This window comes from Pseudomonas sp. 13159349 (genome assembly GCF_013305685.1).
GTDB lineage: Bacteria > Pseudomonadota > Gammaproteobacteria > Pseudomonadales > Pseudomonadaceae > Aquipseudomonas > Aquipseudomonas asiatica.
The window spans coordinates 1,039,274-1,061,115 of record NZ_CP045553.1; the positions used below are offsets into that span (position 1 = coordinate 1,039,274).

General features: G+C 61.4%; 26 protein-coding genes. 18 read left to right on the forward strand and 8 right to left on the reverse strand.

Annotation, left to right across the window (positions count from 1 at the left end; genetic code table 11):
* Positions 1–2: 2 nt before the first annotated feature.
* From cyoB to GEV38_RS04850, 12 genes are all read left to right on the forward strand, one after another.
* The gene (gene cyoB / locus GEV38_RS04795; RefSeq protein WP_013970980.1) at positions 3–2,021 is read left to right on the forward strand and encodes a cytochrome o ubiquinol oxidase subunit I; all 2,019 of its coding nucleotides are present in this window, start codon (positions 3–5) and stop codon (positions 2,019–2,021) included.
* Positions 2,022–2,024: 3 nt separating this feature from the next.
* Positions 2,025–2,648, forward strand: coding sequence for a cytochrome o ubiquinol oxidase subunit III (gene cyoC, locus GEV38_RS04800; RefSeq protein WP_023661242.1), 624 nt, complete (start codon positions 2,025–2,027; stop codon positions 2,646–2,648).
* Positions 2,648–2,980, forward strand: a complete 333-nt coding sequence (cyoD, locus tag GEV38_RS04805) for a cytochrome o ubiquinol oxidase subunit IV (RefSeq protein WP_003259128.1) — start codon at positions 2,648–2,650, stop codon at positions 2,978–2,980. Before cyoC ends, cyoD begins: the two co-directional genes overlap by 1 nt.
* Positions 2,981–2,991: 11 nt before the next feature.
* A complete protein-coding gene (gene cyoE / locus GEV38_RS04810; RefSeq protein ID WP_013970981.1) occupies positions 2,992–3,879 on the forward strand; it encodes a heme o synthase in 888 nt (295 codons plus the stop codon).
* Positions 3,880–4,155: 276 nt separating this feature from the next.
* The gene (alaC, locus tag GEV38_RS04815) at positions 4,156–5,364 is read left to right on the forward strand and encodes an alanine transaminase (protein WP_013970982.1); all 1,209 of its coding nucleotides are present in this window, start codon (positions 4,156–4,158) and stop codon (positions 5,362–5,364) included.
* Positions 5,365–5,496: 132 nt separating this feature from the next.
* Positions 5,497–6,624, forward strand: a complete 1,128-nt coding sequence (locus tag GEV38_RS04820) for a hypothetical protein (RefSeq protein ID WP_054572781.1) — start codon at positions 5,497–5,499, stop codon at positions 6,622–6,624.
* A gap of 159 nt (positions 6,625–6,783) precedes the next feature.
* Positions 6,784–7,167, forward strand: a complete 384-nt coding sequence (locus GEV38_RS04825; protein WP_003259127.1) for a YkgJ family cysteine cluster protein — start codon at positions 6,784–6,786, stop codon at positions 7,165–7,167.
* A 385-nt stretch (positions 7,168–7,552) separates the two neighbouring features.
* Positions 7,553–7,807: a hypothetical protein gene (locus GEV38_RS04830; protein ID WP_013970985.1), complete on the forward strand. Its 255-nt coding sequence runs from the start codon at positions 7,553–7,555 to the stop codon at positions 7,805–7,807.
* A complete protein-coding gene (locus tag GEV38_RS04835) occupies positions 7,804–8,055 on the forward strand; it encodes a DUF3077 domain-containing protein (RefSeq protein ID WP_015268995.1) in 252 nt (83 codons plus the stop codon). Before GEV38_RS04830 ends, GEV38_RS04835 begins: the two co-directional genes overlap by 4 nt.
* A gap of 211 nt (positions 8,056–8,266) precedes the next feature.
* Entirely contained in the window at positions 8,267–8,830 is a 564-nt protein-coding gene (locus tag GEV38_RS04840; protein WP_012270565.1) for a GNAT family N-acetyltransferase, read from the forward strand.
* Positions 8,831–8,842: 12 nt separating this feature from the next.
* Positions 8,843–9,382: a hypothetical protein gene (locus GEV38_RS04845; RefSeq protein WP_015268996.1), complete on the forward strand. Its 540-nt coding sequence runs from the start codon at positions 8,843–8,845 to the stop codon at positions 9,380–9,382.
* A gap of 19 nt (positions 9,383–9,401) precedes the next feature.
* Positions 9,402–9,788, forward strand: coding sequence for a lysozyme inhibitor LprI family protein (locus tag GEV38_RS04850; RefSeq protein ID WP_054572780.1), 387 nt, complete (start codon positions 9,402–9,404; stop codon positions 9,786–9,788).
* A gap of 123 nt (positions 9,789–9,911) precedes the next feature.
* On the opposite strand, the gene mnmH is transcribed toward GEV38_RS04850, so the two are convergent.
* Both mnmH and selD read right to left on the reverse strand, forming a co-directional pair.
* Positions 9,912–11,024, reverse strand: coding sequence for a tRNA 2-selenouridine(34) synthase MnmH (mnmH, locus tag GEV38_RS04855; protein WP_173895590.1), 1,113 nt, complete (start codon positions 11,022–11,024; stop codon positions 9,912–9,914).
* On the reverse strand, positions 11,024–12,058 hold the full coding sequence (gene selD, locus GEV38_RS04860; RefSeq protein WP_015268999.1) for a selenide, water dikinase SelD: 1,035 nt from the start codon (positions 12,056–12,058) through the stop codon (positions 11,024–11,026). The genes mnmH and selD overlap by 1 nt, the downstream gene beginning before the upstream one ends.
* Before the next feature lie 127 nt (positions 12,059–12,185).
* Between selD and GEV38_RS04865 the strand changes: the two genes are divergently transcribed.
* The 4 genes from GEV38_RS04865 to phnE are packed head-to-tail and all read left to right on the forward strand — an operon-like array spanning position 12,186 to position 15,440.
* Positions 12,186–13,040, forward strand: coding sequence for a putative selenate ABC transporter substrate-binding protein (locus GEV38_RS04865; protein WP_015269000.1), 855 nt, complete (start codon positions 12,186–12,188; stop codon positions 13,038–13,040).
* A gap of 20 nt (positions 13,041–13,060) precedes the next feature.
* Positions 13,061–13,855: a phosphonate ABC transporter ATP-binding protein gene (locus tag GEV38_RS04870; protein WP_015269001.1), complete on the forward strand. Its 795-nt coding sequence runs from the start codon at positions 13,061–13,063 to the stop codon at positions 13,853–13,855.
* On the forward strand, positions 13,849–14,676 hold the full coding sequence (locus tag GEV38_RS04875; protein ID WP_015269002.1) for an ABC transporter permease: 828 nt from the start codon (positions 13,849–13,851) through the stop codon (positions 14,674–14,676). The genes GEV38_RS04870 and GEV38_RS04875 overlap by 7 nt, the downstream gene beginning before the upstream one ends.
* Positions 14,673–15,440 (forward strand): phosphonate ABC transporter, permease protein PhnE, encoded by a 768-nt coding sequence (gene phnE / locus GEV38_RS04880; protein ID WP_015269003.1) that lies wholly within the window; start codon positions 14,673–14,675, stop codon positions 15,438–15,440. Before GEV38_RS04875 ends, phnE begins: the two co-directional genes overlap by 4 nt.
* A 139-nt stretch (positions 15,441–15,579) precedes the next feature.
* Here the strand turns inward: phnE and GEV38_RS04885 are convergent, their stop codons facing one another.
* Positions 15,580–16,473, reverse strand: coding sequence for a bestrophin family protein (locus GEV38_RS04885; protein WP_025337760.1), 894 nt, complete (start codon positions 16,471–16,473; stop codon positions 15,580–15,582).
* Between the two features lie 191 nt (positions 16,474–16,664).
* On the opposite strand from GEV38_RS04885, the gene GEV38_RS04890 reads away from it, so the two are divergent.
* Positions 16,665–16,961, forward strand: a complete 297-nt coding sequence (locus GEV38_RS04890) for an addiction module antidote protein (protein WP_081013995.1) — start codon at positions 16,665–16,667, stop codon at positions 16,959–16,961.
* Positions 16,962–17,114: 153 nt separating this feature from the next.
* Here the strand turns inward: GEV38_RS04890 and GEV38_RS04895 are convergent, their stop codons facing one another.
* Together GEV38_RS04895 and GEV38_RS04900 are read right to left on the reverse strand one after the other, a co-directional pair.
* Positions 17,115–18,017 carry a transporter substrate-binding domain-containing protein gene (locus GEV38_RS04895; RefSeq protein WP_054573177.1) on the reverse strand — a complete coding sequence of 301 codons (903 nt, stop codon included), beginning with the start codon at positions 18,015–18,017 and terminating at the stop codon, positions 17,115–17,117.
* Between the two features lie 27 nt (positions 18,018–18,044).
* Positions 18,045–19,316, reverse strand: a complete 1,272-nt coding sequence (locus tag GEV38_RS04900) for a D-amino acid dehydrogenase (RefSeq protein WP_054573176.1) — start codon at positions 19,314–19,316, stop codon at positions 18,045–18,047.
* A gap of 107 nt (positions 19,317–19,423) precedes the next feature.
* Here GEV38_RS04900 and GEV38_RS04905 point away from each other — a divergent pair, with 107 nt between their 5' ends.
* Positions 19,424–20,329 (forward strand): LysR family transcriptional regulator, encoded by a 906-nt coding sequence (locus GEV38_RS04905; RefSeq protein ID WP_015269009.1) that lies wholly within the window; start codon positions 19,424–19,426, stop codon positions 20,327–20,329.
* Positions 20,330–20,494: 165 nt separating this feature from the next.
* Here GEV38_RS04905 and GEV38_RS04910 read toward each other — a convergent pair whose 3' ends face one another.
* The 3 genes from GEV38_RS04910 to GEV38_RS04920 form a co-directional block, all read right to left on the reverse strand.
* Positions 20,495–20,728: a hypothetical protein gene (locus GEV38_RS04910; RefSeq protein WP_081013994.1), complete on the reverse strand. Its 234-nt coding sequence runs from the start codon at positions 20,726–20,728 to the stop codon at positions 20,495–20,497.
* Positions 20,729–20,806: 78 nt separating this feature from the next.
* The gene (locus GEV38_RS04915) at positions 20,807–21,394 is read right to left on the reverse strand and encodes a tail assembly protein (RefSeq protein WP_173895592.1); all 588 of its coding nucleotides are present in this window, start codon (positions 21,392–21,394) and stop codon (positions 20,807–20,809) included.
* Positions 21,394–21,753, reverse strand: coding sequence for a hypothetical protein (locus GEV38_RS04920; protein WP_054573174.1), 360 nt, complete (start codon positions 21,751–21,753; stop codon positions 21,394–21,396). Before GEV38_RS04920 ends, GEV38_RS04915 begins: the two co-directional genes overlap by 1 nt.
* Positions 21,754–21,842 lie beyond the last annotated feature (89 nt).

Here is a 21,842-nt window from a genome sequence, read left to right on the forward strand (position 1 = left end):
AGATGTTCGGTAAACTAAGCCTGGAGGCGATACCCTATCACGAGCCGATAGTCATGGTGACGCTTGCCATGATCGCGCTCGGTGGTATCGCTGTCGTCGGTGCTATCACCTACTTCCGCAAGTGGACCTACTTGTGGAGCGAGTGGTTGACGACTGTCGACCACAAGAAAATCGGGGTGATGTACATCATCGTCGCGATGGTCATGCTGCTGCGCGGCTTTGCCGACGCCATCATGATGCGTACCCAGCTGGCTGCCGCTACCGGTGGCTCCGAAGGCTACCTGCCGCCTGAACACTATGACCAGATCTTCACCGCTCACGGTGTGATCATGATCATCTTCATGGCGATGCCGTTCTTCACCGGCCTGATGAACCTGGCGGTTCCTCTGCAGATCGGTGCACGTGACGTTGCCTTCCCGTTCCTGAACTCCCTGAGCTTCTACCTGCTGCTGGCAGGCGTGCTGCTGGTCAACATCTCGCTGGGCGTTGGTGAATTCGCCAAGACCGGCTGGGTTGCCTATCCGCCGCTCGCGGGCATTCAGTACAGCCCTGGGGTGGGTGTCGACTACTACATCTGGGCGCTACAGCTCTCAGGCCTGGGTACGACGCTTACCGGCGTGAACTTCCTCGTCACCGTGATGAAGATGCGCGCACCTGGCATGAAACTGATGGACATGCCGATCTTCACCTGGACCTGCACCTGGGCCAACGTGCTGATCGTGGCTTCCTTCCCGATCCTGACCGCTGCACTCGCTCTGCTGACTGTTGACCGTTATCTGGACTTCCACATCTTCACCAACGAGCTTGGTGGGAACCCGATGATGTACGTCAACCTGTTCTGGGCGTGGGGTCACCCTGAGGTTTACATCCTGATCCTGCCGGCCTTCGGTGTGTTCTCGGAAGTTACCTCCACCTTCGCAGGCAAGCGTCTGTTCGGCCACCACTCGATGATCTACGCATCGGGCGCCATCGCCGTGCTGGGCTTCGCTGTATGGCTGCACCACTTCTTCACCATGGGTGCCGGCGCCAGCGTCAACACCTTCTTCGGCCTGGCGACGATGCTGATCTCCATTCCGACCGGTGTGAAGCTGTTCAACTGGCTGTTCACCATCTACCAGGGCCGTCTGCGCTTCACCGCGCCGATCATGTGGACCCTGGGCTTCATGATCACCTTCTCCATCGGTGGCATGACTGGTGTTCTGCTGGCTGTTCCAGGTGCTGACTTCGTGCTGCACAACAGCCTGTTCGTAATTGCTCACTTCCACAACGTGATCATCGGTGGTGCGGTATTCGGCTACATCGCCGGCTTCGCCTACTGGTTCCCGAAAGCCTTTGGTTTCACCCTGAACGAGAAGTGGGGCAAGGCTGCCTTCTGGTTCTGGATCTCGGGCTTCTACGTAGCGTTCATGCCGCTGTACGCCCTGGGCTTCATGGGCATGACTCGTCGTCTGAACCACTCCGACAACCCACTGTGGGAACCCTACCTGTACGTAGCCGTTGTCGGCGCCGTGCTGATCCTGTTCGGTATCGCCTGCCAGCTGATCCAGCTGTACGTATCGGTTCGCGACCGCAACCAGAACCTGGACGTGACCGGCGACCCATGGGGCGGCCGTACCCTGGAATGGTCGACTTCGTCGCCACCTCCGTTCTACAACTTCGCCCACATGCCTGAGAAGGTTGGTCTGGACGCCTGGCACGAAGCCAAGGAAGCCGGTGTTGCCTACAAGCCTGCGGCCAAGTACGAAGCGATCCACATGCCGAGCAACACCTCCACCGGTTTGTTCATGGGCCTGTTCCTGACCGTCTTCGGCTTCGCCTTCATCTGGCACATCTGGTGGCTGGTTGGCGCGAGCCTGGTTGCAACCATCGCTGTCTTCGTTCGCCACGCTGCGCGTGACGACCAGGGCTACATGGTTCCGGCCGAAGAAGTGGCGCGCATCGAAGGCGAGCGCATGAAAGCGCTGGCCAAAGCAGGTGCTCTGCCTGCCGGCGCACGTGTCGAATCGTTTGAGCGGGTGTAATCAATGTCCAGTCAAGTAATGCACGGTGCTGCTCATGGTCACGACCATGGGCATGACGACCACCACCACGACTCGGGCCAGATGACCGTACTCGGTTTCTGGCTGTACCTGATGACCGACTGCATCCTGTTTGCGTCGCTCTTCGCCACCTACGCGGTGCTGTCCGGCAGTTTTGCCGGCGGCCCGTCGGGTCATGACATCTTCCAGCTCGATTTCGTAGCTGTTGAAACGCTGTTCCTGCTGCTGTCCTCGATCACCTTCGGCTTCGCCATGCTGAAGATGTTCGACGGCAAGAAAGCTGGCGTACTGGGCTGGTTGGCTGTGACCTTCCTGTTCGGTGCAGGCTTCATCGCGATGGAAATCTACGAATTCCATCACCTGATCGCCGAGGGCTACGGCCCGAACCGCAGTGGTTTCCTGTCGGGCTTCTTCGCCCTGGTAGGTACCCACGGTCTACACGTGACCGCCGGCCTGATCTGGATGGCAATCATGATGTACCAGATCAACAAGCACGGCATCACGCCGACCGCCAAGACCCGCATGAGCTGCCTGAGCCTGTTCTGGCACTTCCTGGACGTGGTCTGGATCTGCGTATTCACCGTCGTCTACCTGCTGGGAGTTCTGTAATGGCTAACGCACACGACACTCATCACGAAGGTAACCACGGCAGCGTCAAGTCGTACATGATCGGCTTCATCCTGTCGATCATCCTGACTGCGATCCCGTTCGGCCTGGCCATGTCGCCAAGCCTGCCGAAGAACCTGACCGTTCTGATCATTGTTGCCATGGCCGTGATCCAGGTAGTAGTGCACCTCGTGTACTTCCTGCACATGGACCGCTCGAAAGAGCAACGCAACAACGTTTCGACGTTCCTGTTCACCACCCTGGTGATCGCTCTGCTTGTCGGCCTGTCGCTGTGGATCATGTTCAGCATCCACTTCGAAATGTTGGCCAAGTGAGGTAAGACTGCATGTCCGTTAAGCACTTTATCCAAATCACCAAACCGGGGATCATTTTCGGTAACGTGCTTTCCGTGGCAGGCGGTTTCTTCCTTGCCTCGAAGGGCCATGTGGATTTCGCCCTGTTCCTGGCGGTGGTGATCGGTACTTCGCTGGTGGTTGCGTCCGGATGCGTGTTCAACAACTGCATCGACCGTGACATCGACCACAAGATGGAGCGCACCAAGAACCGCGTCATGGTCCAGGGCGGCATGTCGCTGCCCCTCGCGCTGATCTACGCCACCCTGCTCGGGGTGGCGGGTTTCAGCCTGCTGTATGTCCAGGCCAACCCGCTGTCGGCGTTCTGTGCGCTGATCGGCTTCATCGTCTACGTCGGTTTCTACAGCCTGTGGCTGAAGCGTAAATCGGTGCACGGCACCTTGGTCGGCAGCCTGTCTGGTGCCATGCCTCCGGTGATCGGCTATTGCGCCGTGAGCAACAGCTTCGACCTGGCTGCATTTACCCTGCTGGTGATGTTCAGCCTGTGGCAGATGCCGCACAGCTTCGCCATCGCGATCTTCCGCTTCAAGGATTACAGCGCTGCCAACATTCCGGTCCTGCCGGTGGCACGTGGCATCCTCGCGGCGAAGAAGCAGATCGTGCTGTACGTGCTGGCTTTCGTGCTCGCAACCCTGATGCTTACCCTCGGCGGTTACGCCGGCCTCGGCTATCTGGCCGTGGCAGCAGCCATGGGCCTGTACTGGCTGTACATGGCCTGGGCTGGCTACAAGGCCGAGGACGACAGCAAGTGGGCGCGCAAGGTGTTCGGCTTCTCCATCCTCACCGTCACTGCCCTGAGCGTGATGATGGGTGTGGACAGCCAGACCGCTGCGGACGTGCTGATGACATACGCACGCTGATACTGCTGCCTGTTTCACGAAAAACCCCGGCCACTGTGCCGGGGTTTTTTATGGGCGTTTTTCTGTGCCGTCCTTGTTCGCGGGCTCGCCCGCGAACAAGGACGGCACAGCAGAATATAAATTTCTTATTTTCAAAAAATACATCTGAAAAGATCTATGAAAACAGGAAATTGTCCTTTACAGGTATCCTGTATCGGCACTATCTTCTGATTCAGGCCGCCACATCGGCCAGCGTCGCTCGGACGGTTCCGGGCGCTTACGTACTCAGAGGAAGCCATGGCCAACCCAGGTTCGCCGCGCCGCTTTGCGCGCATCGATCGTCTGCCCCCTTACGTCTTCAACATCACTGCCGAGCTCAAGATGGCCGCCCGCCGCCGTGGCGAGGACATCATCGACCTGAGCATGGGCAACCCCGATGGCGCCACCCCGCCGCACATCGTCGAGAAGCTGGTGCAGGTCGCCCAGCGTGAAGATACCCACGGCTACTCCACCTCTCGCGGCATCCCGCGCCTGCGTCGGGCCATCTCCAACTGGTACAAGGAACGCTACGAGGTCGACATCGACCCTGAAAGCGAAGCCATCGTCACCATCGGCTCGAAGGAAGGCCTGGCGCACCTGATGCTGGCTACCCTCGACCAGGGCGACACGGTGCTGGTGCCCAACCCCAGCTACCCGATCCATATCTACGGGGCGGTGATCGCCGGTGCCCAGGTGCGTTCGGTACCGCTGGTGCCGGGCGTGGACTTTTTCAACGAACTCGAGCGGGCCATCCGCGAGTCGATCCCCAAGCCGAAGATGATGATCCTCGGCTTCCCGTCCAACCCCACCGCTCAGTGCGTGGAGCTGGACTTCTTCGAGCGCGTGGTGGCCCTGGCCAAGCAGTATGGCGTGCTGGTGGTCCATGACCTGGCCTATGCCGACATCGTCTACGATGGCTGGAAGGCCCCGTCGATCATGCAGGTGCCGGGGGCCAAGGACATCGCGGTGGAGTTCTTCACCCTGTCCAAGAGCTACAACATGGCTGGCTGGCGGATCGGCTTCATGGTCGGCAACCCCGAGTTGGTCAGTGCCTTGGCGCGGATCAAGAGCTACCACGACTACGGCACCTTCACCCCGCTGCAGGTGGCTGCCATTGCAGCACTGGAAGGCGACCAGCAGTGCGTACGAGACATTGCCGAGCAATACCGCCAGCGCCGCAACCTGCTGGTGAAAGGGCTGCACGAGCTGGGCTGGATGGTCGAGAACCCCAAGGCTTCGATGTACGTATGGGCGAAGATCCCGCCGGAGTATGCGCACCTGGGCTCGCTGGAGTTTTCCAAGAAGCTGCTGGCCGAGGCCAAGGTGTGTGTGTCGCCGGGGATCGGTTTTGGTGATTATGGTGATGACCATGTGCGTTTTGCCCTGATCGAGAACCAGGATCGTATTCGCCAGGCGATTCGCGGGATCCGGCAGATGTTCCGGGCTGATGGCCTGACTCGTAAGTAAGCCCCCATGTCTACAGGTACGGCACATGCCGCACGGCCTGCGCCGTACCTGTAGGAGCAGCTTTCCTACTGCTCTACAGCTACCCAGATAACTATTTTTCTGCACTCATTTCTCACTTCAGAGACCCGAAAGATGAGTGTCTTCACCGCCTATTTCTGCGGCACCGGCTCCCACCGCTTCGACGATACCAACCCCAACTTCTGGAATGGTGAGCTGGTCTCGACCCTGGCCAGCAATGACCAGGGCCGCGAGTTCGCTCACTGGATTGCCGTTGACGGCCCCGGCAGCGGCAACCTGCAGGATGACAATCTGTTCGTCGAGCCCGGTGGTTATTTCAACTGGAGCGGCCAGTTGTTCGGCAGCGGCTGGGAAGAGAACGTCAACCATGTGCTGAAGGTGATCAAGGGCGAAAGCAGCTGGCAGCGCACCAAGCTGAGCGAGGAAGAATACGAGCGGCTGAAGGAGGCCGGGGTTCCGATCCCGGATGCCACCTCTACAGCTTCCTGGTTCTGGCGCACCTATGACTACGGCGAACGCCACCCGACGCCACAGGAGCTGCAAGAGCGCATCATCAACCTGTTCCGCAAGCCGCGCTTGCCGACCCAGGTGAACCTGGTGGGTTGGAGCAGGGGAGGGATCAGTTGCCACATGCTGGCCAACGCCATGGCGCAGGACCTTGTATTGCGGGACATACCCGTGAATATTTTCGCCATCGACCCGGTGCCGGGCATCGGTAACCTGCAAAGCCAGCGGGTAACCTTGGCGGGCAATGTCCGCGAGTATGTGGGTTTCTATTCGCGGGACGAGCGATCCAAAGGCTTTGCCTGCGTGATCCCTTCGGTCGAACCGGGTACACGGATATGCATCTACCCGATACCAGGCCGCCACGCCACGCTGGTGGGCAACGCCTCCATCGACGGTGCGAGTGATGGCAAGGTACTGGCGGAGCCGGGATTGATCGTTCGTCATTTTGCCGAGGTCTGCCTGACCCGCTGGGGTGTGCAACTGGACAGGCGCCTGTTCCTGAGCGACGAGCAGTTGATGCGATATCACATGGTCATGGCCGCTGCCGAAGGGAGTTACAAGGCCATGCGTAGCGAGTCGTATACCGTACTTACCGAGGGCGAAGATGACGACCGCTTGGTGTATTGCGGCGAGACCTGCATTCACTTCAGCAAGGTGTGTGGTGATGGCTATGAGCCGACCGAGGGCCTTGGCCAGCAGCGCTGGGATGTCAACACCTACAAGGCATTACGCTGACTTGAATGGGCGGCCGGGGAAGTCGTTGGTCGCCCGTGTTCAATTGCCGGATCAGCGGCAAATATTTTTTGCATTCCCCTCTATCCAGCCGCCCCGGCTTGGATTGAAAATGGCGCCGCGGGCCAGCCCCGATAACAACAACCTTCCCTCCGTGCCATCATGTCCGAATACAACCCTTGCCTTGACTGCGGCGCCTGCTGCGGGTACTTCCGTGTGTCCTTTTTCTGGGGCGAATGCCAGTCCGCCGGGGGCCTTGTGCCGGACGACCTGGTGGTACAGATCAACCCCACCCGTGTTGCCATGATCGGAACCGATGCCAAACCCTGCCGCTGCATCAGCCTGCAGGGCGAGATCGGCCAGGAAGTGGCTTGCACCATCTACGCCAACCGTTCCAGCCCCTGCCGCGAGTTCGAGGCGTCGTGGGAGGGTGGGGTGCATAACCCCAGCTGCGACGATGCGCGGGCGGCGTATGGCCTGCCACCACTGACCCCGCCCGGGGCCAACGAGCCGCATTGGCCGGATGATGGGGCTGAGGTGGCCTGATCGTATTTCGTTAGCCTGTACCGGCCCTTTCGCGGGTAAACCCGCTCCTACAGGTATCACCGTACCCTGTAGGAGCGGGTTTACCCGCGAAAGGGCCATCAGCTGTAAGAAGATTCTGAACCTGCAACCAAATGCTTCAGGTTGCCAGGGATTAGGAATTATCCTACGGCCTAAGTCGGATGCCGTCTGATAGGCAAGTAGCTACCTCAGAGATAACGTTTCGGCGTCGTCACAATTGGCGATCGGGTGTGAGAAGCCCGGTGTTTCGAGATGGCTTGCCAGTTATGGCAGCCGTGCGCGTGCAGACTTCGGTCTGGCCGGTGCCTCGGACACTGGTCTTCTCACCTCGCGTACGGCTGCCACCTTATCTGTGAGAAGGATGCGAGTGGTTGCCTCTGAAAATATTTCCGAGATGACTATGAAAAAACTTGTACCTGATCCACCCGTTACAGACCTTACTTACCAAGCCGCGAAGTCCCAGGCTACCCAGGTCATGGACATTCTCTCCAACACCATCCTCCAATACCTCGACGCAGAAGCCCCGGACCTGCGTTCCACCCTTCTCGAAAACATGTCGACGCAAACTGCCCTGTTGCACGCCTTGTTAGCCCACATAAAGGCGCAGGAGGCCCAGGCATGAGCGACCACCTCAAATCCCGCACCACCGTAGGTGCGGAGAAATTCCTTGAGCTGTACCGGATAGAGCCGGGTGTACCGCTTGATCTGGCATTCGATGAATTGTCGGTGCTGATCGGCTGTATCAAGCATTTGAACGAAGAGGCCGAGATGGAGGGCGACAAGATCGCTGGCAGCGCGGCGCGCATTCTCAGTGCCATGGCCAAGGCGCTGATCAATGACATGGAAATGGGCTTGAATCGGGGCGCCTGAACGATTTTTGGGGCCGCTTTGCGGCCCATCGACGCGGTTCGTCGCCACGACAAGCCAGGCTCCCACAGGTATAGTGCAAGGCTCCTGGCCTGTGGTGTACCTGTGGGAGCCTGGCTTGCCGGCGATAGGGCTGCGCAGCAGCCCCGGGATGCTTGAACCGATCGCTTGACGTTAAACTGTCATCTCCCCAGCAATGGACAGGAGATCCGGCGTGACCCCACCCCGCAGTTTCCCCAGTGACCTCTGCCTCGACAGCCCGCGTCTGCAATTGCGCCCCATGCGCCATGCCGATGCCGCGCAATGGCTGGCGATCATGGCCGACCCCGAGGTCATGCGCTATTGGCACCATGCACCTTGGCAAGACCTGGCCGAAGCCGAAAGCGCCCTGGCCGCCGACCGCGAAGCCTATGCCAATGGTGACCAGCTCAAGCTTGGCATGTACCGCCGTGACAACGGCGAACTGATCGGTATGGTCCAGCTGTTCAATATCGACGATGTCTCTCGCCGTGGTGAAATCGGCTACTGCCTGGCCAGCGCGGTGCAGGGCAGGGGTTACATGGACGAAGCACTGACCTGCTTCATCGATTACCTCGCCCACACCCTGCACATGCGCCGCCTGGAAGGCGAGATCGACCCGCGCAACCAAGGTTCGGCACGCACTCTGGAGCGCCAGGGCTTTGTGCTGGAAGGCACATTGCGTGCGCGTTGGTGCGTTGCCGGCGAGTTGTCCGATTCGGGTATTTATGGCCTTCTGCTAGAGCCCCCGGTTGCATAGGAAGTAAATCTCTTGCCAGTTTTCTACCTGAGCGCCAGCCTGCTGCTTTACCTGCTCGCACTGTTCTTCGACGGCGCGCTGATGAGTGGTGACCGCCACATGCCGGCCCTGCAGATGCTGTTGTACGGGCCTTGGGGTATGCCCTTCGGGTTGTACCAGTGGTTTGCCAACCCGCTGCTGGCCCTGGCGGTCCTTGCCCATCGACGCTTTCGCCGGCTGGCATTGCTGGTCGGGCTGGTGGCTGTGTATCTGGCGGCCAGCAGCTTTGGAATTGACCGCCTGCCGGACAATCAGAGCTATGAGTTCCATGACCTGACCGGTTTTGGTGCCGGTTTCTACCTGTGGCTGGCGGCAATGGTGGTGTTTTGCATGGGCCAGGCCTGGCATTGCTGGAGGGCACGCAGCGCCGACGACATGCCGGGCTGGAGCTGGCTGGATGTGGTGTTGATCGCGGCGCTTGGCGTGGCGTTGTATGCGGCCACGCAGATGCCATCGCTGCGCTTCGAGCCGGGCAAGGTGCTGATGCCGCCGGAACAGCCACAGACGCTGTGATACCCACAAGGAGGGGTTGATGACCAAGCATTACCTGACGGGCCTGGCAGTGGCCTGTGTGCTGCCGCTGGCCCAGGCGGATGACTACACGCCGGGATACGGGCAGTGCATGGACAAGGCGTCCAGTACCGTGGCCATGAGCGAGTGCATTCGGGCCGAGACGCAGTTGCAGGACCAGCGTTTGAACCGGGTGTACAAGCAATTGATGGGCAAGCTGGATGCCGGGCAGCAGAAGAGCCTGCGTGATGTGCAGCGCAAGTGGCTTGCCTACCGCGATGGCAATTGCGGGTTCCATGTGCAGGCCAGTGGCGGGACAATGGCACAGCTGGAAGGTGGGACCTGTGTGATGGACATGACCCGCGACCGGGCGGCGGAGCTGGAGCGCGTGCTCAGCCCTGGGCAGTGAGGCTGCCAGTACTGGCCCTATCGCCGGCAAGCCAGCTCCCACAGGGAGCGCATACCCTGTCAGGCAGTGCAATACCTGTGGGAGCTGGCTTGCCGGCGATGGGGCGCGAAGCGGCCCCGTTTTTTACTTGCGCGGCTCGCGCAGCGCTCGGGCCTTGAGGTACTCGCGCACTTCCACCGCATCCCCGGCAAACTCGATACGCTCTGCTTTCGCTGCACGCTGGTAGGCATACATCGGGTCGTAATACTCGCTCAGCAAGCTTTCGATGAAGACCCGGTGCAATTCCACCGAACCACTGCGCTGCTGCTCGTCCAGCGCCTGGCGCAGGATTTCCGACAGCCGCTGATGGCGCTCGCCGCCGAGGCGCTTTTGAATCCTGCCCATGCTCTGCAGAAGTGTCTCGGCAAATAGCCGCCGGCCATCTTCTTCACCATGCAGGGTGACGAACTCGGCGCTCAGGTCGATCACGTAGTCGCGCAGGATACGCTCCACGCGGTTGGCCAAACTGTCTTCCAGCCACACCAGCGGGTATTGCTGCATGCCCTGGTACAACTCCAGCGGTACGGTGCAGCTGCCCACGATTCGGCCTTCGTCTTCCAGCACGAACTGCTCGATGCCCCGGGCGCGTTTTTTCAACACGTCTATGGCCAGCCTGTTCTCGAAGTCGATCTGCGCGGGCTGTGCAGTGGCGCGCTTGCCAAAGCTGGAACCGCGATGGTTGGCGTAGCCCTCCAGGTCCAGCGCGTTGTCCAGCAGGTGCAGCACATCGGTCTTGCCGGTGCCGGTCAGGCCGCCCACGATCACGAAATCACATTGCGCGACCGCCTGTTGGGTAGTTTCCAGCAGGAAGTGGCGCATAGCCTTGTAGCCGCCCTCGACGAGGGGGTAGTGGATGCCCTTCTCATCGCGCAGCACTTTCTGCACAAGATGGGAGCGCAGGCCGCCACGGAAGCAGTACAGGTAGCCTTCCGGGTGATCCTCGGCGAACTTTGCCCAGGCCTCCAGACGTGCCTGCTTGATCTCGCCGCTGACCAGCTTGTGGCCCAGAACGATGGCTTCAGCCTGGCCTTTCTGCTTGTAGCAGGTGCCGACCTTTTGCCGCTCCTGGTCATTCATCAGCGGCAGGTTGACGGCGCAGGGGAAGGCGCCCTTGGCAAACTCGACAGGTGCACGCATGTCCATCATCGGCACATCGTCGAGGAACAACTGGCGAAAGTCGGTGCAGTCGGGGCGCATCAGATCACCTCGACCGCGTGGCTCTGTCGCTCGACCAGCTTGCCGATTGGCGCCAGTTGCAGGCCCAGTTCGGCGGCCACCGCCAGGAACTCGGCTTCACCCTCCGGGATAACCGCCACCAGCAAGCCGCCACTGGTCTGCGGGTCGCACAGCAGATGCTTCTGGTCGTCGCTCAGGGCGCCGATCTTGTGGCCATAGCTGTCGAAGTTGCGCAGGGTGCCGCCGGGGATGCAGCCCTCGGCCAGGTAGTGGTCGACGCTGGGCAGGCGCGGGACGGCGGCATAGTCCAAATGAGCGGTAAGGCCACTGCCCTCGGCCAGTTCCACCAGGTGGCCGAGCAGGCCGAAACCGGTGACGTCGGTCATGGCCTTGACCCCGTCAAGCTTGCCGAAGCGGCTGCCTGGCGTGTTGAGGGTGCACATCCAGTCGCGGGCAAGGCCCTGGTCCTGGGGGCGCAGCTTGGCCTTTTTCTCGGCGGTGGTGAGGATGCCGATACCCAGTGGCTTGGTCAGGTACAAGCGGCAGCCTGCGCTGGCGGTGTCGTTGCGCTTGAGGTGACGCTTGCTGACCACGCCGGTGACGGCCAGGCCGAAGATCGGCTCGGGGGCGTCGATGGAGTGGCCGCCGGCCAGCGGGATACCGGCTTCGGCGCATACCGCACGGCCGCCGCGGATCACTTCGCGGGCCACTTCCGGTGGCAGCACGTTGACCGGCCAGCCGAGAATGGCAATGGCCATCAGCGGGTCGCCGCCCATGGCGTAGATGTCGCTGATGGCGTTGGTGGCGGCGATACGGCCGAAGTCGTACGGGTCATCGACGATCGGCATGAAGAAGTCGGTGGTCGAGACCACGCCGCGCTCGTCATCCAGCGCGTACACGGCAGCGTCGTCGCGCGAGGTGTTGCCTACCCAAAGTTTCGGGTCCAGAGCCTGGGTGCCGCTTTCTGCGAGGATCACATCCAGCACCTTGGGGGATATCTTGCAGCCACAGCCGGCACCATGGCTGTACTGGGTCAGGCGAATCGGCTCGCTCATGTGCACCTCAGGAGGTCAATTTGATGCGCGATTGTAGCAAAGCTGGCCTTTGCGCCTGCGCCTCTTATAATTCCCGTCGTCGGCCTATAGGCCGACATTTCCCCGCTATTGAACCGGAGAACACCTCATGCTCAAACGCCCTCTGGCGCTCGCCGCCGGCCTTGTGCTGTCTTGCTGTGCCGTTGTCGCCCAGGCCGCCGACACTCTGCGGGTCAGCGCCATCCCTGACGAAGCACCGACCGAACTGCAGCGCAAGTTCAAACCGTTGGGCGAGTACCTGGCCAAGCAGTTGGGCATGGAGGTGAAGTTCGTGCCTGTGGCCGATTACCCCGCGGTAGTCGAATCGCTGGCCTCCGGCCGCCTGGACCTGGCCTGGCTGGGGGGCTTCACCTTCGTACAGGTGCACTTGAAGGACCCTGCCGCCACGCCGCTGGTGCAGCGTGAACAGGATGCGCAGTTCACTTCCAAATTCATCACCGCCAACCCTGATGTGAAGAGCCTGGCCGACCTCAAGGGCAAGTCGTTTGCCTTCGGTTCCATTTCCTCCACTTCGGGCAGCCTGATGCCGCGTTACTTCATGCTCAAGCAGGACAACATCAAGCCTGAAGACTACTTCGGTCGCGTTGCCTACTCCGGCGCCCACGATGCCACCGTGGCCTGGGTGCAGGCCGGCAAGGTCGATGGCGGCGTGCTCAATGCCAGCGTTTGGCAGAAGCTGGTGGATGCCGGCAAGGTCGATACCGCCAAGGTGAAGGTGTTCGCCACCACCCCGACCTACTTCGACTACAACTGGACCGTGCGCGGCAACATGGACCCGGCGCTGAAAGAGAAGATCAAGAAAGCCTTCCTCGGCCTCGACCCGGCCAACCCGGAGCACAAGGCGATCCTCGACCTGCAGGCGGCCAGCCGCTTCATCGAGACCAGACCTGAGAACTACGTGGGCACCGAGCAGGCTGCGCGCGAGGCCGGCCTGCTCAAGTGATATCGACAGTGGCTTCCAATGTGGCGATCCATCTGCACGAGGCCGGGCTGCGCCATGGCCAGGTGCGTGCGCTCGATGCCGTGAGCCTGAGCATCGGCCAGGGCGAGCGCGTCGCCATCATAGGCCCGTCGGGGGCGGGCAAGTCCAGCTTGCTGCACCTGATGGCGACCGCCGTCCAGCCCAGCAGCGGGCGCCTGGAACTGCTCGGCGAGCAGCCATGGGCGTTGTCCTCCAGAGCCCGCCAGCGCCTGCGTGCGCGGGTAGGCCTGGTGCATCAGGCACCGCCCTTGCCGCCGCGCCAGCGGGTGGTGACGGCAGTGCTGGCCGGCCGCCTGGGGCAGTGGGGCATGCTGCGTGGCCTGTTCAACCTGCTGTACCCCTGCGATGTGCCGGGGGCGCGCCAGGCACTGGCCGAGCTGGGGTTGGCCGACAAACTCTTCGTACAGTGCGGGCAATTGTCCGGTGGCCAGTTGCAGCGTGTGGGCATTGCCCGGGCGCTGTACCAGCGGCCGCAGGTGTTGTTGACCGACGAGCCGGTGTCGGCCATGGACCCGGTGCTGGCTGACCACAGTCTGGCCTTGCTCAACCGCCACGCACAGGCCAATGGCGTCACTCTGGTGGCGAGCCTGCATGCCGTGGACCTGGCGCTGGCGCACTTCCCGCGGGTGATTGGTATCCGCGAAGGGCAGGTGGTGTTCGACTGCCCGGCGCAAGCGGTGACCGAGCAGTTGCTGGATGCGTTGTATGCGAATGAACAACTGGCTTCACCACCGAGCCAGGGGCCGACCCTGACCGTGCAGATACCGCGATGCTGAAACTTGATGCCCGCGACCCGGCGCTGTGGCCGCGGTTGCTGCTGACCCTGCTGGCTGTGGCGGTGCTGTGGCCTGGCGTGCAGCTGAGCGAATTGAACCCGGCGGTCCTGCTGCAAGCGGAGAATCGCCAGCAGATCGCCAGTTTCACCAGTGCCTTCTGGCCACCAGCACACGATGCCGACTTCCTTTCCCTGCTTTATGAGGCCACCTTGCAGACCCTGGCCGTGGCCACGGCCGGCATGGCGTTGGCGTTGCTGCTGGCGGTCCCTGCCGGGTTGCTGGCCAGCCGTGCCTTGTCGCTGCGTGCCGCCTCACATGGCGGTCGCGCCGGGTTGTGGTCGCGTCTGCTACGCCTGCCAGTGCGCTGGTTGCTGATTTTCCTGCGCAGTGTGCCGGAAATCGTCTGGGCGTTGCTGTTCGTGCGGGCCGTGGGGCTGGGGCCGACGGCGGGCGTGCTGGCTATCGCCATTACCTACAGCGGTATGCTCGGCAAGGTCTATGCCGAGATCTTCGAATCGGTCGACCAGCGCCCGGCGCATGCCTTGCTGCAGGCGGGTAGTGGCCGCCTGGCTGCGTTTTTCTACGGCATCCTGCCCAGTGCGGTCTCCGAAGTGGTGTCCTACACCGTGTACCGCTGGGAGTGCGCGGTGCGCGCCTCGGTGGTGATGGGCTTTGTCGGTGCTGGCGGGCTGGGGCAGCAGATCGACCTGTCGATGCGAATGTTCGCGGGAGCGGAAGTGGCAAGCATGCTGCTGACCTTCCTGGTCCTGGTGATGCTGGCCGACCTGCTCAGCCGCTTCCTGCGCTGGAGGCTTGCATGAACCGGGTCATCAACTGGCTGGTGCTCGGCGCCATCGTGGCTGCAGTGATGGCCTCGTTCGCATACCTGGAGCTGGACTTGCAGGCGCTGGTCGGCAACGGCGGGCTGGGGCAGATGGGCGAGTATGCCGGGCGTTTTCTGCACCCGGACCTGTCTGCCGGGCACCTGCGCGCGGTAGCGCATGGGGCGCTGGAAACCTTGGCCATGTCCGGCCTGGGCACCTTGTTGGCCATGCTGCTGGGCATGCTGTTGGCGCTGCCGGCCGCTGGCCGGTTCGGTTGGCCACTGCAGGCCTGTGCGCGGTTGTTGCTGAATGCCCTGCGGGCCATCCCGGAACTGGTGTGGGCCGCGCTGACGGTGCTGGCTGCCGGGCTTGGGCCGAATGCCGGTACCCTGGCGTTGGCGCTGCACACCGCTGGCGTGCTGGGGCGGCTGTTTGCCGAGGCGCTGGAGAACGCACCGCCGGAGCCGGCGGCGGCCATCCGCTTGCAGGGCGGTAGCCAGGTGGCGGCATTCTGCTTTGGCACCTTGCCCAATCTGTGGCCGCAGTTGCTGGCTTATAGCCTGTATCGGTGGGAGAACAATATCCGCATGGCCAGCGTTCTGGGGTTTGTCGGTGCGGGTGGGTTGGGGCAGATGCTGTACACCACCTTGAGCCTGTTCCAGGAGGCCCAGGCCAGCACGGTGATCATGGGGATGCTGGTGCTGGTGTTGCTGGTGGACGCGTTGAGTGATGTGTTGCGCCAGCGCTATGTGCGGGCCTGACAGATAGCCGGGGCCGCGTTGCGGCCCTATCGCGACACAAGGCCGCTCCTACAGGCAAAGTGCCGCCTTTGATGCTTGCGCGGCCCCTTGTAGGAGCGGCCTTGTGTCGCGATGGGCTGCAACGCAGCCCCAAAATCCCTCAGGCACCCACAACTCCGGCACACTGCGCCTCCCGCTGCATCGACTCCAGGTTCCGCTCAATCGTCTCGCAAATGCTGTCCATCTGGATCTGGTGTTCACTGAATCTGAACGGGCTCTGCAAATCCGTCCCGATCCGCTCGATGGCCAGCAGCATGAAGCCCACCACCGTCGAAGCCAGCGGCGTGAACCAGCCCAGCGACTCCACCAGCCCCACCGGTACGATCAGGCAGAACAGGGTGATGAACAGCCGCGGAAAATACACGTAAGGGTAGGGCAGTGGCGTATTGGCGATCCGTTCCATGCCACCTTGGGCATTGGACAGGTCCACCAGCGTCGATTCCAGCCTTGCCAGGCGAATGCTGTCCAGCCGCCCGGCCTGGTACTCCCGCGCCAGCAACGCCGCCGAACCACTCAGAATGTCGTTGGCGAAATTGTTCGAACGGTTGCGCCGCTCGAATTCCGCAGGCGGGATGAACGCCATCAGTTCATCCGGGCAGCGCTCGCCCTTCAAGTGTGCCGCCAGGCAGTTCACATAGGCGATATGCCGGCGCAGCAAGGTAGCCTTGATCGGGTTCAGGCCATCATCCGGGTCATCGATCAGGGTCAGCGCCTGCCGCGCGAAGCTGCGTGAACTGTTCACCAACGCCCCCCACAATGTGCGCGCCTCCCACCAGCGGTTGTAGGCGCTGCTGTTGCGAAAGCTCACCAGCACCACCAGCGCCGAGCCCAGCAAGGTCAACGGGATCAGTGGCAGGGTGAACTTGCTGTTGAAGAACAGCATGAAATCGATGGTGACCAGCACATCCCAGATCAGCAGCCAGAACAGCGACCAGCCGATGTAGCCGACGGTCTTCACGACCAGGCGGTACTTGCGGGTGATGATGTCTTTCACGCGGGGGTACCTCGAAACGCGGGTGATGCAGGATCGGACGTCGAGGCGCGGCGAAGGTTCGGGTGTTGAATGTTGCAGGTTTTTTATGACCGTGAAGAGAAAAGTCTGACCCCGCTATGGGAAATGCCTGAGTTCCCATATAAGAGGTAAGGCGACAGAGTGGGCCGCTTCAACACTTGAATGGGTGTGAAATGAGCGAAAAGTTGATCCCGTTTGATATGGCGGCCTTGTTGAGTAGTGATGAGGCCATCACTGAGTACCTTAGTCAGGTCCTCGCAGATGGCGATACCGAGGAAATAATTCGGGCACTTGGCCATATCGCTCGCGCACGGGGAATGACGCATATCGCCACCGAGAGTGGGTTGGGAAGGGAAAGTCTGTACAAGGCACTCAGTCCAGGCGCAAAACCACGCTTTGACACTGTGCTGAAAGTCATTCGTGCCTTGGGTGTCGACCTCCTCGTTCAGCCCCATGTGGTTCCCCGCTAGCAGAACAGGGATTTCGGAGGGCTGAACGGGGCGGTTGGTCAGCTTCATGGCAGGTCATTCCTGCGCTGGCAACGGGGCGCGGCCGGAGCGGCCGAGGCCATTGCCTCCAGTACTCGGCGAGGCCGTGAGCCAGAAGGGCTGGTCGTCTGGATGCTACTCCACCGGGTCACTCACCGGCTTGGCAAAGATGGCCTTGAGTTCGCTGGTCATCGGGAATTCCAGGTTCAAGCCTTTGGGCGGAATCGGTTGTTCGAACCAGCGCTGGTAGATCCCGTTGATTTCCCCGGAACTGTACAGCTCGCCCAGCGCCGCGTTCACCAGCGCGAGGAACTGCGGGTCATCCTTGCGCACCATGCAGCTGTAGATTTCCCGCGACTGCTCTTCCCCGACCACCACCCAGTTGTGCGGGTCACGGGCCTTGGCGCGTTCTCCGTAGAGCAGCGCATCATCCATGTAGAACGCCGCTGCCCGGCCGGACTGCAACATCTGGAAGGCTTCACCATGGTCCTTGGCGCTGATCACGTACATGTCCATCTTGTTATCGACGTTGTAGCTTTTCAGATAGCGTTCGTTGGTGGTGCCGGCGGTGGTCACCACATTCTTGCCGCGCAGGTCGGCGAAACTCTTGATCCCGCTGTCTTTGGCCGTCAGTAATTGACCTTTGACATAGATGAACCCGTAGGAAAACGCCACCTGCTTCTGGCGCTCTGCGGTGACGCCGGTCGAGCCGCACTCCAGGTCAACGGTACCGTTCTGCACCAGCGGAATGCGGGTTTGCGATGTCACCAGGTTGTATTTCACCTTGAGCTGGGGCAATGCCAGCTTCTGCTGTACCCGCTCGACGATCTTGTTCGCCAGGTCTACCGAGTAGCCCATGGGTAGCCCCGAATGGTCGCCCACATAAGAGAACGGTACCGAAGCATCGCGATATCCCAGGGTAATGCTGTTGGCTCTGGCAATCTTGCTCAGGGTAGGCCCAAGCGCTGCTTCGTCAGCATGGGCCTGGGTGCCTAGCAACAGGCCAAGGGTGCAGCCGATCAACGTGATTTTTCGCATTGTTATTCTCCGTTGTAGGTGAGGGGATCAGAGACATGCTGCAGTACGGTTATTTCCACCAGCCGCACGGGCGGTGAAACCCTGCAGGTCGATGGAGGGGCGGCGCTGGCCGATCAGTTCACTCAGCAGACGTGCGCTGGCGCAGGCCAGGGTAAAGCCCAGCGCTCCATGGCCAAGGTTCAGCCACAGATTGCGGTACGCCGTTGCGCCCAGCAGCGGTACGCCGCTGGGGGTCGCCGGCCGCATGCCGGCCCATTCGATGGCGTAGTCGTAGTCACCAGCATTGGCGAAGGTTTCGCGGGCCTGGCGTTTTAGCAGGGCCAGGCGCTTGGGGTCCAGCGACGGATCGAAACCGACAATGTCGACCATCGCCGCCACCCGCAACTGTTCACCAATCCGGGCGTAGACGATCTTGCGATCGTAGTCGGTGATGCTCAGGTCCGGCGCCTTGTGCTGTGCACCGATCGGTAATGTCAGGCTATAGCCCTTGAGTGGATACAGCGGCAGGTCGATGCCCGGCAGTGCCAGCAACGCACTGCGATGGCCGGCTGCAACGACCAATTGCTCCACCGGCAGCACTTCGTCGTCCAGTTCAATTGCATTCACTACGCCATGCGCATGGCGAATTGCGGACACCGCTTGGCCCAGGCGGAATTTGCAGCGTCCCGACGCCTGCAGGTGCGCCGCCAGTTGCTGGCAAAAGCTGTGGCAGTCGCCGACTTCTTCATCCGGGGTATAGATGGCGCCGACAAAGGGCGCCTCTGCCAGTGCCGGGTCCAGACGGGTGCAGTCGGCGTGCGACAGCACCTGTTGTTGCTGGGGCGCGGCAAGGTTCTTGCGCGCATGTTCGAAGCTGCTGGCCTGGCGGAAGGTGACCAGCTTGCCGTTGCGCCGCCAGTTGAAACCGTCCAGGCCATCCTCTTCTCGCCAGGTTTGCAAGGTCGATTGGCTCAACAGCGCTAGGCGCAACAGGTGGCCTGCGTTGGCACGGTTGACCGAGGAGCGGCAAGCACCAAGGAATGCTGCCATCCAGCGCCATTGGGCACGATCGAAGCGCGGGCGCAATCGCAGCGGCGATTCACCGCGCAGCATCCAGCCAAGGGCCTGCAATGGCACACCTGCGTCGGCCAGGGGCGCCACGTACCGATAGGACAGCTGGCCGCCGTTGGCGAAGCTGGTTTCACTGCCCAACGAATCGCGAGCCTCGATCAGCGTCACGTCAAAGCCGTCGCGTACCAGTGCATAAGCGGTTGACAGCCCAATGACGCCACCGCCGATGATGCATACATGCTGAGCCATGTCAGTCCTTGTTCTTTGTTGGAACGAGGCTGAGGTTAGGGCCAGGTGACAGGTGGCGAAAAATGAATAAAGATCGCTGAGCCATAAACAAAGGTTATGGACTTGCCATGCGCCTTCGCCATATCGAGATTTTCCAGGCCATCCGCCAGACCGGCTCGGTCAGCGGTGCCGCACAGTTGCTGCACGTTTCCCAACCTGCCGTGACCAAGGTTCTGCAGCACGCCGAGCAGCAACTGGGCTTCCCGTTGTTCCTGCGGGTGCGCGGCAAGCTGCAGCCCACGCCCGAAGCGCTGGAGCTGGAGCGTGAGGTCGACAAGGTAACGGAGAGTCTGCAAGGAGTGCGACGCCTGGCGCAAAGCCTGCGTCGCGCGCCAGGCCACAGCCTGCGGATCGGTGCGACCCCGGCACTGGCCCTGTCGCTGCTGCCGCCGGCCATTCATGAATGGACCCAGCGTTATCCGGATATCGCCTGCGAGTTGTCCAGCGCCCACAGTCGCGAACTGGTGCAGAACCTTTTGATGCGGGAGATCGATGTCGCCCTGACCTTGCAACAGCCAGATCACCCTGCGCTCAAGGCTCAGGCGCTGGCCAGCGGGGTTTTGGTGGCATTGGCACCGGCAGGTTATTGGCCGCTGGAAGATGAAGGCAAGCCGCTGCCGTTGGCGGCACTGGCCGGTGCGCCCATGATCGGGCTGTCCAGCGCCGACCCGCTGTCGGTGCGCCTCGAAAGCTACCTCAAGGCGGTGGAGCCGCCGCCACGGGTGAGCATTGCGGTGCAAACCTATTCACTGGCCAGGGCGATGGTCGAATCCGGTGCTGGGCTGGCGGTGATCGATCCCTTCACCGCACTTGGCGCGGCGCCTGGGGCGACCGCGATCAGGCCGCTGGCCCCGGCGCTGCCGATTACCTTGTATGCGGTCACCCGCACTGCCGAACCGTCACCGCATACATTGAGCGAGCTGCTGACGATTTTCAGCAGCCGTGCCCGGGGGCAGCTGGATCGCTGGCGCTGACCGGACGGGCAAAAAAAAACCGACCATAAGGTCGGTTTTTTCCGGATCTTGGTGCCCGAGGGAGACTCGAACATGTCAATACAGGCCGCGTAACTAAAGGGCGGTGTTCGGATGCCTCTGTTTTCTACTCACAATCCTACTCACGTTTGTATCCGTGCCATCCGATCAGACTGTCTCCCCATCAACTCGAACAATGGCAGCGGCTTCTGCCGAATTCGAAATGTACACCTCAACGCGCTTACCGCTATTGGTGGTTAGCTCGATCGTCACGCTGGTCGGCGGCGGTCGCAGGTCATCCCCACATACCAATCCAACTACGTCCCCACAAGTCGCTTCTGGTCCCAGCGGATCCCATTGATCGCCGTTCAAAAGCCGTGCAGTCACATTGATATTCGGCATCTTATCTCTCCTAGCCCAGCCAGAGCGGCTGTGCCAACAGCCTAGCTGATCGCCTGAGTATCGCCGTGACCGCGCCTTTTAGGCCTTGTCCTGCGCCTCGATCGACGCCGAGATAATCGCTCCGCCCCATCGTCGTTCGCCAATGCAGATCGGGACGGGGTTACCGCTGGCTGTAGTGTTCTTGGCCGACCCGAAGGCATACGAAGGCAGATTTTCCGGCGCTGCGCTTTGGGAAAGACCGCCCGCCTGGGGGCTGAGCATCTGAATCACACCGCCAGCAACCAGAGCGATACCTGGCCCGTAGGTGGCCCCTCCGGTGAATGGCCCCGCAATCAGCAAAGCGATTCCAACGATAGTCTGAAGCAGGCCCGCACGTTTGCTGCCATGCACTATCGGCACAAACCACAGCTCTCGAGCTCCCCCTCGGGTCAGAGCATCGTCGCCAATGTTCTTGCCATTTTTGAATACCGCGAAGCGTAGGCCCTGGCTCTCGGCATCAGCCAGGTCACGAGCGAAGCCCGGATAGTTAGCATCCAGCGCTTTGGCGGCCTCTTTCGCGTCACCGCGTTGCAGCAAGAAATGGTGGTGCTTTCCATATTTCTTGCCAAGGAAGCCGCCCAGCCGGATTTTGGTTTTTGGTGTGTAATCGATCACGGCGGCGGCCATCACACGGCCTCCTGTGGCATAGCCAGGTGTACGCCTAGGCGCCGAGCGAGCATCTCGCGGCACTGCAACGCCTCCAGGCGGATGGAGGCCTCTCTGGCCGGGTCAGGGTTCCAGTTCGGCGCATAGCTCGACATGGAAGCGCGAGCGCCGCGCATGGTGCCACGCAGCAAGTCGGCAGATATGCGCGCCTCCTCCTCTGTGAAGAACACGCCATCGAGCTTCACCCTCTGGCCGGCCTGGAAATGCTCGACTTCCCACAACAGGTAGCAGGGACCGCCTTTGTCCAAAGCGAAGGTGGCGACGTCACAAGCTCGGGCGAAACGCTCTTGAAAGGTGGATGGAGCTGGTTGGATGGTCATCAGCGGGTAGCCTCCAGGTGTTAACTTGCGGGTGTTAAAGCTTTAACATTTTGGGTGCGAGCTTTAACATCTTTAACATCCCGAACTCG

Bases quoted from the DNA above. Each gene is read 5' to 3' on its own strand.
- GEV38_RS04835 (WP_015268995.1), top strand. From the start codon at position 7,804: ATGAGCGACCACCTCAAATCCCGCACCACCGTAGGTGCGGAGAAATTC.
- cyoD (WP_003259128.1), top strand. From the start codon at position 2,648: ATGGCTAACGCACACGACACTCATCACGAAGGTAACCACGGCAGCGTC.
- GEV38_RS04900 (WP_054573176.1), bottom strand. From the start codon at position 19,316: ATGGCTCAGCATGTATGCATCATCGGCGGTGGCGTCATTGGGCTGTCA.
- mnmH (WP_173895590.1), bottom strand. From the start codon at position 11,024: ATGCGCCCCGACTGCACCGACTTTCGCCAGTTGTTCCTCGACGATGTG.
- cyoC (WP_023661242.1), top strand. From the start codon at position 2,025: ATGTCCAGTCAAGTAATGCACGGTGCTGCTCATGGTCACGACCATGGG.
- GEV38_RS04865 (WP_015269000.1), top strand. From the start codon at position 12,186: ATGCTCAAACGCCCTCTGGCGCTCGCCGCCGGCCTTGTGCTGTCTTGC.
- alaC (WP_013970982.1), top strand. From the start codon at position 4,156: ATGGCCAACCCAGGTTCGCCGCGCCGCTTTGCGCGCATCGATCGTCTG.
- cyoE (WP_013970981.1), top strand. From the start codon at position 2,992: ATGTCCGTTAAGCACTTTATCCAAATCACCAAACCGGGGATCATTTTC.
- GEV38_RS04920 (WP_054573174.1), bottom strand. From the start codon at position 21,753: ATGACCATCCAACCAGCTCCATCCACCTTTCAAGAGCGTTTCGCCCGA.
- GEV38_RS04910 (WP_081013994.1), bottom strand. From the start codon at position 20,728: ATGCCGAATATCAATGTGACTGCACGGCTTTTGAACGGCGATCAATGG.
- selD (WP_015268999.1), bottom strand. From the start codon at position 12,058: ATGAGCGAGCCGATTCGCCTGACCCAGTACAGCCATGGTGCCGGCTGT.
- phnE (WP_015269003.1), top strand. From the start codon at position 14,673: ATGAACCGGGTCATCAACTGGCTGGTGCTCGGCGCCATCGTGGCTGCA.
- GEV38_RS04850 (WP_054572780.1), top strand. From the start codon at position 9,402: ATGACCAAGCATTACCTGACGGGCCTGGCAGTGGCCTGTGTGCTGCCG.
- GEV38_RS04875 (WP_015269002.1), top strand. From the start codon at position 13,849: ATGCTGAAACTTGATGCCCGCGACCCGGCGCTGTGGCCGCGGTTGCTG.
- GEV38_RS04820 (WP_054572781.1), top strand. From the start codon at position 5,497: ATGAGTGTCTTCACCGCCTATTTCTGCGGCACCGGCTCCCACCGCTTC.
- GEV38_RS04890 (WP_081013995.1), top strand. From the start codon at position 16,665: ATGAGCGAAAAGTTGATCCCGTTTGATATGGCGGCCTTGTTGAGTAGT.
- GEV38_RS04915 (WP_173895592.1), bottom strand. From the start codon at position 21,394: ATGGCCGCCGCCGTGATCGATTACACACCAAAAACCAAAATCCGGCTG.
- cyoB (WP_013970980.1), top strand. From the start codon at position 3: ATGTTCGGTAAACTAAGCCTGGAGGCGATACCCTATCACGAGCCGATA.
- GEV38_RS04895 (WP_054573177.1), bottom strand. From the start codon at position 18,017: ATGCGAAAAATCACGTTGATCGGCTGCACCCTTGGCCTGTTGCTAGGC.
- GEV38_RS04825 (WP_003259127.1), top strand. From the start codon at position 6,784: ATGTCCGAATACAACCCTTGCCTTGACTGCGGCGCCTGCTGCGGGTAC.
- GEV38_RS04905 (WP_015269009.1), top strand. From the start codon at position 19,424: ATGCGCCTTCGCCATATCGAGATTTTCCAGGCCATCCGCCAGACCGGC.